The organism is Kitasatospora sp. NPDC048298 (genome assembly GCF_043201465.1).
GTDB lineage: Bacteria > Actinomycetota > Actinomycetes > Streptomycetales > Streptomycetaceae > Kitasatospora.
Map to the genome: position 1 here is coordinate 28,539 of NZ_JBICYZ010000040.1, position 13,049 is coordinate 41,587.

A 13,049-nucleotide genomic window follows, 5' to 3' on the forward strand; every position below is an offset into this window, starting at 1 on the left:
TTGTCACGCTCGTCGCTCCAGGGGAGTAATCGGGGTGGTCGGAGACGGTCGCCCACCTGGAATTTCCCGCTACGAAACGGTTTCTGCATCTTGCTGAAACATATTGCAGGCCGCTAGCTTCCTGGGAAATCGATCGCCCCTTCCCCTAAGGGAGCCCTCAGTGGCCGATGCCCCGCTCCGCCCCCGACGGAGTACTGCCCGACGAACCACCGGCCGTCGCAGACCGCCCGGCCGCACGGCCGTCCTGCTGGCCGCCGCACTGACCGCCGCCACCCTCGGCAGTGCCCCCGCGGCCCTCGCCGCCGCCCCGCCGGCCCCGCCCTCGGACGCCGCGCTGGCGGCCACCGCCGGGCGGCACGACCTCAGCCGCGAGCAGTTCTACTTCGTCCTGCCCGACCGCTTCGCCAACGGCGACGCCGCCAACGACACCGGAGGCATCACCGGAGGGAGGCTGGAGAACGGCTTCGACCCCGCGGACAAGGGCTTCTACCACGGCGGCGACCTGGCCGGGCTGATCCAGCGGCTCGACTACATCCAGAACCTCGGCACCACCGCGATCTGGATGGCCCCGATCTTCAAGAACAAGCCGGTGCAGGGCAGCGGCGCCGACGTCTCGGCCGGGTACCACGGCTACTGGATCACCGACTTCACCCAGGTCGACCCGCACTTCGGCACCAACGAGCAGCTCAAGGAGCTGATCGCCAAGGCGCACGCCCGCGGCATCAAGGTCTTCTTCGACGTCATCACCAACCACACCGCCGACGTCATCGACTACGCCGAGAAGCAGTACGGCTACCGCTCCGCCGGCGCCTACCCGACGCTCGACGCGGACGGGAACCCGGTGGACGAGACCGCCGTCGCCGACGCCGGCTCGCCCTGGCCGAAGACCACCGGGAACTCCTTCCCCTACACCCCGGTCTTCCGCACCCCGGCCGACGCCACGGCCAAGACCCCGTCCTGGCTCAACGACCCGGCGCTCTACCACAACCGGGGCGACTCCACCTTCGTCGGCGAGTCCGCCACCGAGGGCGACTTCAGCGGCCTGGACGACCTCGACACCCAGAACCCCAAGGTGGTGAAGGGCTTCGAGAAGGTCTACCAGCAGTGGGTCAAGGATGCCGGCGTGGACGGCTTCCGGATCGACACCGTCAAGCACGTCAACATGGCGTTCTGGCAGCAGTGGGCCCCCGCGCTCAAGGACTTCGCCGCCAAGCAGGGCAACAAGAAGTTCTTCATGTTCGGCGAGGTCTACTCCGGGGACCCGGCGGTCACCTCGCCGTACGTCACCAAGGGCAGGCTCCAGGCCACCCTGGACTTCCCGTTCCAGGGCGCGGCCCGCTCCTACGTCTCGCAGGGCGGCTCGGCGCGCAACCTCGCCGACGTCTACGCCCAGGACTACCGCTACACCAGCGCCGACACCGACGCGTACGAGTTGCCGACCTTCCTCGGCAACCACGACATGGGCCGCTTCGGCTCCTTCCTGCTCGCCGACAACCCGGGCGCCGACGAGGCGACCCTGCTGAAGAAGGACCGGCTCGGCAACGAGCTGCAGTTCCTCACCCGCGGCCAGCCCGTCGTCTACTACGGCGACGAGCAGGGCTTCACCGGCGCGGGCGGCGACAAGGACGCCCGGCAGGACATGTTCGCCTCGCGCACCGACTCCTACAACGCCGACCGGGTGCTCGGCGGCCCCGCCGGCCCGGCCGACCGGTACGGGCAGGGCGGCGAGCTCTACCAGGGCGTCGCCGGGCTGGCCAAGCTGCGCCGGGACAACCCGGCGCTGGCCGACGGCGCCCAGATCGAGCGGTACGCCGCCGACGGTGCGGGCGTGTACGCCTTCTCCCGGATCGACGCCGGGCAGCAGGTCGAGTACCTGGTGGCGGTCAACAACGCCACCGAGGCGAAGAGCGTCACCCTGGACACCTTCTCCGCGGGGATGGGCTTCGACCGGATCCACCCGTCCGCGGGGGAGCGGATCACCAGCGGCGCCGACCGCAAGGTGACGGTCACCGTGCCGGCGCTCTCCTCCGTGGTGTTCAAGGCGGGCGGGAAGCTCGCGGCCGTCGGTTCGGCGCCGCAGCTCTCGGTGCAGCCCCCGGCCGACGGCTCGACCGGGCTGGTCACCGTCGGCGCCACGACGGACAAGGGCTTCAACCGGGTCAGCTTCGCCGCCCAGATCGGCAACGGGCCCTGGCAGACCCTGGGCACCGCCGACACCGGAAAGTACGCGGTGACCCAGGACCTCGGCGCCGTCGCCCCCGGCACGGTGGTGCGCTACAAGGCCGTCGTGCGGGACTCCGGCGGCCACCTGCGCTCCGCCACCGCGAGCTTCACCACCGGCGCCCCCGCGCCCAAGCCGGTGCCCACCGCCGGCTCCCGCCCGTACGCCGTCGTCCACTACAACCGGCCGGACGGCGACTACGACGGCTGGAACCTCTACGCCTGGGGCGACCTCGCCGACGGCGAGTCCACCCAGTGGCCGGCCGGGCACGCCTTCACCGGGCGGGACGCGTACGGCGCCTTCGCGTACGTGCGGCTGAAGCCCGGTGCCTCGGACGTCGGGTTCATCGTGGAGAAGGACGGCGTCAAGGACGTCGACGCCGACCGGCACCTCGACGTCGGCAGCACCGGTGAGGTGTGGCTCCGGCAGGGCGACCCGGCCGTGCGCACTGCCGACCCCGGGCCGCCGAACAGCCGGCCCGCGAACACCGCCGTCATCCACTACAACCGGGCCGACGGCGACTACGACGGCTGGGGCCTGCACGACTGGACCGGCGCCGCCACCCCCACCGACTGGGGCAAGCCGCTGGCGCCGGCGCGCCGCGACGCCTTCGGCGCCGTCTTCGAGGTGCCGCTGGCCCCCGGGGCGACCAGCCTCAGCTACATCCTGCATAAGGGCAACGACAAGGACCTGCCCGCCGACCAGTCGCTGGACTTCGCCGTCAACGGCAAGGAGGTCTGGATCCTCGGCGGCCGCGAGGGCTACCTGCTGCCGCAGAACCCGGCCGCCTCCTCGCAGGTCGACCTCACCGCCGCCAAGGCCCAGTGGATCGACGCGCGGACCGTCGTCGTCCCGGCGAACTACGGCTCGGGCGACGACGCCCTGGCCGGCGGCACCAGCGCCCAGCTGGTGTACGACCCCGAGGGCGGCATCCGGGCCGACCGGGGCGCGCTGACCAAGCCCGGCAAGTGGCTGCGGCTCACCCCGGTCAAGGGCGGGCTGACCGACGCGCAGAAGGCGAAGTACCCGCACCTGGCGGGCTACCGGGCCTTCACCGTGGACCCGAGGGACGCCGCCCGCGTCCCGGCCGCGCTGCGCGCCCAGCTGCTGTTCACCGAACACCTGCCCAGCGGCGCGGTGTCGGCCGCCACCGGCGTGCAGATCCCGGGCGTGCTGGACGACCTGTACGCCGGGAAGACCGGCAAGGTCGACTTCGGACCGGCCCACTACAACGGCAAGGTGGCGCTGTCGCTGTGGGCGCCGACCGCGCAGGAGGTCTCCGTCCAGGTCTACGACAGCGCCACCGGGGGCACCCCGAAGACGCTGCCGCTGAAGCTGGACGACGAGACCGGGGTGTGGGAAGTCGTCCGTGACAAGCGCGAGTTGGACGGCAAGTACTACCTGTACCAGGTGAAGGTCTGGGCGCCCTCGGTGCAGCAGGTCGTCGTCAACACCGTCACCGACCCGTACTCGGTGGCGCTGTCCACCGACTCGAAGCGCAGCCTGGTCGCCGACCTGGACGCCAGGGAGCTCAAGCCGAAGGGCTGGGACGACCACGCCCGCCCGCAGGCCGTCCCGCCCGCGCAGCAGCAGATCCAGGAGCTGCACGTCCGGGACTTCTCGGTCGAGGACCCCACCGTCCCGGCCGCCGAGCGTGGCACCTACCTGGCGTTCACCGAGTCGGACTCGGCCGGGATGCGGCACCTCCGGGAGCTCGCCAAGGCCGGGGTGACCACGGTGCACCTGCTGCCGACCTTCGACATCGCCACCGTCCGGGAGAACCGGGCGGACCAGAAGCTGCCCGCCTGCGACCTCAAGTCCCTTGCGGCGGACGGCCCGAAGCAGCAGGAGTGCGTGGCGGCCGTGGCCGCCGACGACGCGTACAACTGGGGCTACGACCCGCTGCACTACAACGTGCCGGAGGGCTCCTACGCGACGGATCCGAACGGTACGGCCCGTACGGTGCAGTTCCGGCAGATGGTGCAGGCGATGCACGCGGCCGGGCTGCGGGTGGTGCTCGACGTGGTCTACAACCACACCGCCGCCAGCGGCCAGGCCGAGCACTCGGTGCTGGACCGGGTGGTGCCCGGCTACTACCAGCGGCTGGACGCCAACGGCAAGGTGACGGCGGACAGTTGCTGCTCCGACACCGCGCCCGAGCACGCCATGATGAACCGGCTGGTGGTCGACTCGGTGACGCTGTGGGCCCGCGAGTACAAGGTGGACGGCTTCCGCTTCGACCTGATGGGCCTGGACCCGAAGTCCACCATGCTGGACGTGCAGGCCGCGCTGCGGAAGATGACGCCGGACTCGGACGGCGTGGACGGCCGGAACGTCCTCCTCTACGGCGAGGGCTGGAACTTCGGCGTGGTCGCCAACGACGCCCGGTTCGTGCAGGCCACCCAGGTCAACATGGCCGGCACCGGCATCGCCACCTTCGACGACCGGATCCGGGACGCCGCCCGCGGCGGCAACTTCATGCTGAACTCCGCCCAGCAGCAGGGCTTCGCCTCGGGCCTGTACACCGACCCTAACGGCTCGGCCGCGAACGGCACCCCGGAGGAGCAGAAGGCCCGGCTGCTGCACCAGATGGATCAGCTGAAGGTCGGGCTGACCGGCAACCTGGCCGGCTACTCCTTCACCGACAGCTCGGGCAAGCCCGTCACCGGTGCCCAGGTCGACTACAACGGCGCCCCGACCGGGTACGCGGCCAAGCCCGGAGAGGCGGTGGAGTACGTGGACGCCCACGACAACACCGACCTCTTCGACGCGCTCGCGTACAAGCTGCCGACCGGCACCGCGCCCGCCGACCGGGCCCGGATGCAGGCGCTCGGGCTCTCGCTGACCGCGCTCACCCAGGGCGCGGGCTTCGCCCAGGCCGGCAGCGACCTGCTGCGCTCCAAGTCGCTCGACTCCAACTCCTACGACTCGGGGGACTGGTTCAACGCGATCCACTGGGACCCCGCCGACGGCAACGGCTGGGGCCGTGGCCTGCCGATGGCGAAGGACAACCAGGAGCAGTGGGCGGCGGCCCGATCCCTGCTGGCCGACCCGAAGCTGACCGTCGGCGCGGCCGACATCCGGGCGACCTCCGCGCAGTACCAGGAGTTCCTGCGGATCAAGCAGTCCTCGCCGCTGTTCTCGCTGCCGACCCTGGCCGCCGTCCAGCAGCGGCTCTCCTACCCGCTCTCCGGCACCGCGGGTGAGACGCCCGGGGTGATCACCCTGCACCTGGACGGCGCCGGGCTGCCGGGGGCGGAGAAGGGCGTCACGGTGGTCTTCAACGCCACGCCCACGGCGCAGGCGCAGACCGTGCCGGCGCTGCGGGGCACCGGTCAGGCGCTGCACCCCGTCCAGGCGGGCGGGGCGGACCGGGTGGTGCAGCGGTCCGGCTTCGACGCCGCGACCGGGACCTTCACCGTGCCGGGCCGCACCGTGGCGGTGTTCGTCCAGCGCTGACGATCCGACACCGGCCGGTCCGACGCCGGTCCGTCCGGCGCGGGTTCGTCCGACACCGGTTCGTACACCTCTGCAACTCCCGGGCCCCGTACCACCGTTCAGGTGGCGCGGGGCCCGGCTGCGTGTGGGGGAGGGCCGGTTCCGTTCCGGACGCACTCTGGCCGGAAACCGTCGATGGCACGGCCGGAACTGTGACGTGCCGGGTCTGCCGGGCGCTGTCGGCCACCGGCGGCCGGGGGAAGCGGACCTGAGTGCTGGTCACCGACCTCCGACAGTGATCGAACTTTGTTCGGGGCATGAAAACCGTGTTCACGAGTTCGTCGCGGGGTAACACAACTGACGAACCGGCCTGCATACGGTTTCGGTAATGAATCGGCCAATCCGTGGCATGCATCTGTCATTAACGGCTCGTTTGCTGCCACGATTCCCCCGGCTGTAGACGAGGGGGCCCCACCCCCCGGTGCAGCTGTTCCAGTTCAGGTGCAGCGCGTCCCGACCCTGCAACGAGTTGTGAGCACCGCATCCCGCACTCCCGTCGCACCCGGCGGGGGCCCCCACTGCGCCGCAACCGCGGCCCAGGTTTTCTCTCCACCGTGCGCGACCCAGCGCCGGTCGGAAAAGGAGTCCGCATGTCCCGTTACGCTCACGCCCGGAAGGCGGCGGTTGTCATGGCCGCCTCCACCGCGCTGCTGGTCACCGGGTTCCCGGTGATCGCCCAGGCGGCCACCCCGGACGCGCCGGCCGCCGTCGCGGCCCAGCAGGCCAGCCGTGCCCAGCTGATCTCCGTCGCGAACCAGCAGACCGCCACCCTCGCCCAGAGCCTGGGCCTGAGCGGCGAGGAGAAGCTGGTCACCAGGGACGTCATCCAGGACGCGGACGGCACCCGCCACCTGCGGTACGAGCGCACCCTCAACGGACTGCCCGTCCTGGGTGGGGACCTGGTGGTGCACCAGGCGCCCACCGGTGCGACCAAGAGCGTTGACCGGGCCAGCACCGCCTCGCTGAGCGGTGTCAGCACCACGCCGAAGCTGGCCGCGCCGGCCGCGCAGAGCGCCGCGCTCGCCGCCGAGTCGGGCACCGCGGTCGACACCGCGCCGCGCCTGGTGGTCTGGGCCGCCGACAACAGCCCCCGGCTGGCCTGGGAGACCGTCGTCTCCTCCACCAAGTCCGACGGCACGCCGAGCAAGATGCACGTCGTCACCGACGCCACCAGCGGCCAGGTCATCCAGCAGTGGGACGGCATCGAGACCGGCTCCGGCAAGGGCGTCTTCGTCGGCAACGTCACCATCGGTACCACCCAGTCGGGTTCGACGTACCAGATGAAGGACGCCGCCCGCGGCGGGATGTACACCACCAACCTGAACCACGGGACCTCGGGCACCGGCACGCTGTACAGCAAGTCCACCGACACCTGGGGCGACGGCACCGTCAACAACGGCGAGTCCGCCGCGGTCGACGCCCACTTCGGCGTCGCGGCCACCTGGGACTACTACAAGAACACCTTCGGCCGCAACGGCATCCGCAACGACGGTGTCGGCGCCTACAGCCGCGTCCACTACGGCAACAACTACGTGAACGCGTTCTGGGACGACTCCTGCTTCTGCATGACGTACGGCGACGGCAGCAACAACACCGCGCCGCTCACCGAACTGGACGTCGCGGGCCACGAGATGAGCCACGGTGTCACCGCGGCCACCGCTAACCTGACCTACTCCGGTGAGTCCGGCGGCCTCAACGAGGCCACCTCGGACATCTTCGGCACCATGGTCGAGTTCTCCGCCAACATCCCGACCGACAACCCCGACTACCTGATCGGTGAGTTGATCAACATCAACGGGGACGGCACCCCGCTGCGCTACATGGACAAGCCGTCCAAGGACGGCGCCTCGGCCGACTACTGGTCCTCCACCGTCGGCAACAAGGACGTCCACTACTCGTCCGGCGTCGCCAACCACTTCTTCTACCTGCTGTCCGAGGGCAGCGGCGCGAAGGTCATCAACGGCGTCAGCTACGACTCGCCGACCCAGGGCAACATCACGGTCACCGGCATCGGCCGGGACAAGGCGGCGGCCGTCTGGTACCGCGCCCTGACCACCTACATGACCTCCAGCACCAACTACGCCGCGGCGCGCATCGCGACGGAGAAGGCGGCCACCGACCTGTACGGTGCCGGCAGCGCCGAGCTGACCGCGGTCAGCACCGCCTGGGCGGGCGTCAACGTCGGCACGGCGCCCTCCGGCGGCGTGACCGTCACCAACCCGGGCAACCAGTCCACCGCCGTGGGCGGCGCGGTCAACCTCCAGATCAACGCCACCGGCGGCACCGCGCCGCTGACCTACACCGCGACCGGCCTGCCCACCGGCCTGTCGATCTCCTCCTCCGGCGCGATCACCGGTACCGCGTCCACCGCGGGCACCTACAACGTGACCGTCACCGCGAAGGACTCGGCCGGCAAGACCGGCAGCACCAGCTTCACCTGGACCGTCTCGACCGGTGGCGGCGGCTGCACCCCGGCGCAGCTGCTGGGCAACGCGGGCTTCGAGACCGGCAGCGCCACCCCGTGGACGGCGTCCAGCGGCGTGATCGACAGCAGCACCTCCCAGGCGGCCCACAGCGGCTCCTGGAAGGCGTGGATGAACGGCTACGGCTCCACCCACTCGGACTCGCTGTCGCAGACGGTGACCATCCCGGCGGGCTGCAAGGCGACGCTGAGCTTCTGGCTGCACATCGACACCGCCGAGTCGGGCAGCACCGCGTACGACAAGCTGGCCGTGTCGGTCAACGGCACCACGCTGAAGACCTACTCCAACGTGGACGCCGCGGCGGGCTACCAGCAGCGCACCTTCGACCTGTCGTCCTACGCGGGCCAGACGGTCACGGTGAAGTTCGCCGGGACCGAGGACGCCTCGCTCCAGACCAGCTTCGTGATCGACGACACCTCCGTCCAGACCGGCTGAGCCCGGACCGGCTCCTGACGGGCCGGTGAACCAGGACAGGTGAGGGGCCCGGTGGCTACGGCTGCCGGGCCCTTGTCGTGCTGGGGTGTCGTTGGACCGGGGTGTCGTCGGACCAGGGTCCCGTCGTGCCGGGGAGTCGTCGTACCGGAGTCCTGTCGTGCCGGGGTCTTGACGGTCCCTCCGGGCGCCTCTAGGTTCAGCGCTGCAAGTTTCCGGCAAGTTACAGAAAATTCCTGCAGACTTCGCCCCCTTCGGCTGCCCCACCCCAGCCACCCTCAGGAGACGACGTGGTCACCACCGCCCCCGCCCGCCGGCCCGCCCGCGCGGCCGGTGCGCTCGCCGCCTCGGCGGCGCTCGCGCTCTCGCTCGGCACCGCCCTCGGCGCCCCCACCGCCCAGGCCGCCCCGCCCGCCACCAACGGCAAGGACGTCACCGCCACCCTCTTCGAGTGGCGCTTCGACTCCGTGGCCCAGGCCTGCACCTCCACCCTCGGCCCCAAGGGCTACGGCTTCGTCGAGGTCTCCCCGCCGCAGGAGCACATCCAGGGCGCGCAGTGGTGGACCTCCTACCAGCCGGTCAGCTACAAGATCGCCGGGCGGCTCGGCGACCGCACGTCCTTCAAGAACATGGTCGCCACCTGCCACGCGGCCGGCGTCAAGGTGATCGCCGACGCGGTGGTCAACCACATGTCGGCGGGCTCCGGCACCGGCACCGGCGGCACCGCGTACACCAAGTACAACTACCCCGGCACGTACCAGAACCAGGACTTCCACAGCTGCCGCCAGCCGATCACCGACTACCAGGACCGCGGCAACGTCCAGAACTGCGAGCTGGAGGGCCTCTCCGACCTCGACACCGCCGGCACGTACGTCCAGAGCACCATCGCGCACTACCTGGACGACCTGGCCTCGCTCGGCGTCGACGGCTACCGGATCGACGCCGCCAAGCACATCGCCGCCGCCGACCTCGCCGCGATCAAGGCCAAGATGGCCAACCCCAAGGCCTACTGGGTCCAGGAGGTCATCTACGGCGCCGGCGAGCCGGTCCAGCCCACCGAGTACACCGGCACCGGCGACGTGGACGAGTTCCGGGTCGGCATGGACCTCAAGCGGATGTTCACCGCCGACAAGCTCGCCAACCTCAGCGGCTGGGGCGCCTCCTGGGGCTACCTGCCGAGCGGCCAGGCGCGCGGCTTCGTCGACAACTGGGACACCGAGCGCAACGGCTCCACCCTCAACTACACCTACGGCAACACCTACACGCTGGCCAACGTCTTCCTGCTGGCCTCGCCGTACGGCGCCCCCAACGTCTACTCCGGCTACTCCTTCACCAACAAGGACGACGGCCCGCCGAACGGCGGCACCGTCAACGCCTGCTACCAGGACGGCTGGAACTGCACCCACGCCTGGCGGCAGGTCGCCAACATGGTCGGCTTCCGCAACGCGGTGGCGGGCACCGGGGTGACCGACTGGTGGTCCAACGGCAACAACGCGATCGCCTTCGGCCGCGGCAACAGGGGCTACGTGGCGATCAACCACGAGAGCGGCGCGATCACCCGGACCTTCCAGACCGGGCTGCCGGCCGGCACCTACTGCGACGTCCAGCACGGCGACCCGCAGGCGGGCGGCGGCTGCACCGGGCCGACGTACCAGGTGGGCGCCAACGGGCAGTTCACCGCGACGGTCGGCGCGGGCGACGCGGTCGCGCTGTACGTCCAGTCCGGCGCGAGCGTCTCCGCCGCCTCGTTCAACGTCAACGCGACCACCTCGCCCGGGCAGAACATCTACGTGGTCGGCGACGCGGCGGCGCTCGGCGCCTGGGACCCGGCGAAGGCACTGCCGCTCTCCTCGGCCGGCTACCCGGTCTGGTCGCTGGCGCTGTCGCTGCCGGCCGGCACGTCCTTCCAGTACAAGTACGTCCGCAAGGACGCGAGCGGCGCGGTGACCTGGGAGTCCGGCGCCAACCGGACGGCGACGGTGCCCTCGGGCGGGACGGTCACGCTGAACGACACCTGGCGGCCGTGAGGCCCGGGCCCCCGGGGCGTCCCGGATCCCCGCCGGCCGTTCCGGCGGGGATCCCCGTCGCCGCCGCTCCCGGGGCGGGTGGTGGCGGCGACAGGCGGGGGTGACGGATCCGTCCGTCACCCCCGCCCGATGTACGGCATGGTCGTCGCCATCACGGTGGCGAACTGCACGTTGGCCTCCAGCGGCAGCCCGGCCATGTGCCGTACGGTGCGCGCCACGTCGGCCACGTCCATGGTCGGCTCGGGGGCGATCCGGCCGTCCGCCTGCCGCACGCCCGAGCCCATCGCGGCGGTCATGTCGGTCGCCGCGTTGCCGATGTCGATCTGACCGCAGGCGATCCGGTACGGGCGGCCGTCCAGCGACAGCGACTTGGTCAGACCGGTGACGGCGTGCTTGGTCGCGGTGTAGGCGATCGAGTGCGGGCGCGGGACGTGCGCGGAGATCGAGCCGTTGTTGATGATCCGGCCGCCCTGCGGGTCCTGCGCCCTCATCTGCCGGAACGCGGCCCGGGCGCAGAGGAAGGCGCCGGTCAGGTTGAGGTCGACCACCGCCCGCCAGTCCTCGACCGCCAGCTCCTCCACCGGGACGGCCGGGCCGAAGGCACCGGCGTTGTTGAACAGCAGGTCCACCCGGCCGTGGCGCCCGGCGGCCGCGGCGAACAGCGCGTCCACCGCGGCCGGGTCGGTGACGTCGGTCGGCACCACGTCGGCCGGGGCGGCGCAGAGCCCGGCGGTCTCCCGCAGCGGCCCGGGCCGCCGGCCGGCCAGCACCGTCCGCCAGCCGGCCGCGGCCAGTTCGACGGCCACGGCTCGGCCGACGCCGCTCCCGGCTCCGGTGACGACGGCGATCCGCGGGTTCGCGGCACCCTTCATGGCACCCTCCTCGATGGCAGTTCCCGGTCGGTCCCGGGGCCTCGCTCGCCGGCGTGCCCCGGGCCCGTGTCGGGCGTGTCCTGTGGATCCTCGTGGACCGCACGGCCGTCCGTCACCGGGCAAAGCCCCCGAAATCCGGACGGCCCGGCGCGGGTGCGACGGCCACCCCCGCCGTCCGGCCCCCGCCGGTCGGGGGGACCGGTGAGGGTCTTTACCCGATCGCGAACAAACATTGGATTTCCGGTGGCGACCTCGCAACCGGGCCGCCCCGGCCTACGTCATAAGATCGCAGGAAGGCGCACCCCCGCGAGGGGCGGCGCGCCATCGCTCCGGGGGACGTGCCATCGCTGTGCCCCCGGGTCTGTCCGGCCCCACCGGGGGGCCGCCGCCCGGCCAGACGGACCGGGCGCGACATCGGTCGGAGAGTCCTCACCGTGCTTAGGCAGTCGTCCCGTTCCCGCGCCGTCCTGTCCGGCGCCGCCGTGCTCGCCCTGGCCGCCTCGCTCGCGGCCTGCGGGAGTTCCGGCGGTGGGAAGGGGGGCGGCGCCGCGGCGAACGCCAACCCGGCCGGCAGCAGCAGCTCGGCCGGCAGCCCGAGCGCCGCCGGCACCAGCCCGGCCACGACCGGCAGCGCGACCCCGACCGCCGCCGGCAAGGTGCTGATGCCCACCGGGCCCGCCGCCGCTCTCAACAAGGTCCGGGACACCTCCGCCGGCCCGATCATGATGACCAAGGTGACCGGCGCGAAGTCCGGCGTCACCGGGCAGGTCTGGGTCTGGCTGCCGCCCGAGTACAACGACCCCAAGTTCGCCAAGACCGGCTTCCCCGTGCTCACCCTGTTCGCCGGCGGCCAGAGCAACGGCTACAACACCTGGACCGACAACCAGCTGCCGATCCAGGAGGAGAACGAGCGCCTGGTCAAGGAGGGCAAGTCCCACCCGTTCATCATGGTCATGCCGGTGCAGAACTTCAACGGCGACGAGAAGAACGCGCTGGACTGCTCCGACATACCGGGCCAGCCCAAGATGGGCACCTGGATGGCCGAGGACATCCCGGACTTCGTCCGCGCCAACTTCCGCACCGTGAAGGGCCGCGACGGCTGGGGCGTGATGGGCGCCTCCACCGGCGGCTTCTGCAGCGCCAAGCTCGCCCTCCAGTACCCGCAGGTCTACAAGGCCGCGGTGCCGATCGACGGCTACTTCATCCCGGACTCGGGGCTGTGGAAGGGCCACGACGCCGAGCGCGCGGCCAACAACCCGGACGTGCTGGTCGCCCAGGGCAAGGCCGAGGTGAGCATGCTGGTCACCGCGGGCGGCGCCAACCCGTACGAGACCAAGGTGGTCAAGAACTGGGTGGCCAAGGCGGCCGCGCCGGTGAAGATCGAGTACTACGAGCAGCCCGGCGGCAAGCACCTGACCTCGGACTTCAAGAAGATGATCCCGGACACCCTGGTCTGGCTCACCGCCCACCTGGCGCCGCCGGAGTCCGACTGAGGCCCCGGCTCCCACCCGTTCGC

At 71.4% G+C, this 13,049-nt stretch carries 5 protein-coding genes; 4 read left to right on the forward strand and 1 reads right to left on the reverse strand.

The features are described 5' to 3' along the window. Positions 1–160: 160 nt before the first annotated feature. The 3 genes from pulA (at position 161) to ACGF0D_RS26805 (ending at position 10,661) form a co-directional block, all read left to right on the forward strand. Complete coding sequence (gene pulA, locus ACGF0D_RS26795; RefSeq protein WP_392920435.1) at positions 161–5,680, forward strand: pullulanase-type alpha-1,6-glucosidase; 5,520 nt, start codon at positions 161–163, stop codon at positions 5,678–5,680. Positions 5,681–6,309: 629 nt separating this feature from the next. Continuing rightward, positions 6,310–8,637: a M4 family metallopeptidase gene (locus tag ACGF0D_RS26800; protein ID WP_392920438.1), complete on the forward strand. Its 2,328-nt coding sequence runs from the start codon at positions 6,310–6,312 to the stop codon at positions 8,635–8,637. Between the two features lie 287 nt (positions 8,638–8,924). Then, the gene (locus tag ACGF0D_RS26805) at positions 8,925–10,661 is read left to right on the forward strand and encodes a carbohydrate-binding module family 20 domain-containing protein (RefSeq protein ID WP_392869505.1); all 1,737 of its coding nucleotides are present in this window, start codon (positions 8,925–8,927) and stop codon (positions 10,659–10,661) included. Positions 10,662–10,777: 116 nt separating this feature from the next. Here the strand turns inward: ACGF0D_RS26805 and ACGF0D_RS26810 are convergent, their stop codons facing one another. After that, complete coding sequence (locus ACGF0D_RS26810; protein ID WP_392920441.1) at positions 10,778–11,533, reverse strand: SDR family oxidoreductase; 756 nt, start codon at positions 11,531–11,533, stop codon at positions 10,778–10,780. Between the two features lie 434 nt (positions 11,534–11,967). Between ACGF0D_RS26810 and ACGF0D_RS26815 the strand changes: the two genes are divergently transcribed. Next, entirely contained in the window at positions 11,968–13,026 is a 1,059-nt protein-coding gene (locus ACGF0D_RS26815) for an alpha/beta hydrolase (protein ID WP_392920444.1), read from the forward strand. The last annotated feature ends 23 nt before the right edge of the window (positions 13,027–13,049 follow it).

Coding starts and splice junctions, on each gene's coding strand:
- ACGF0D_RS26800 (WP_392920438.1), top strand. CDS start 6,310: ATGTCCCGTTACGCTCACGCCCGGAAGGCGGCGGTTGTCATGGCCGCC.
- ACGF0D_RS26810 (WP_392920441.1), bottom strand. CDS start 11,533: ATGAAGGGTGCCGCGAACCCGCGGATCGCCGTCGTCACCGGAGCCGGG.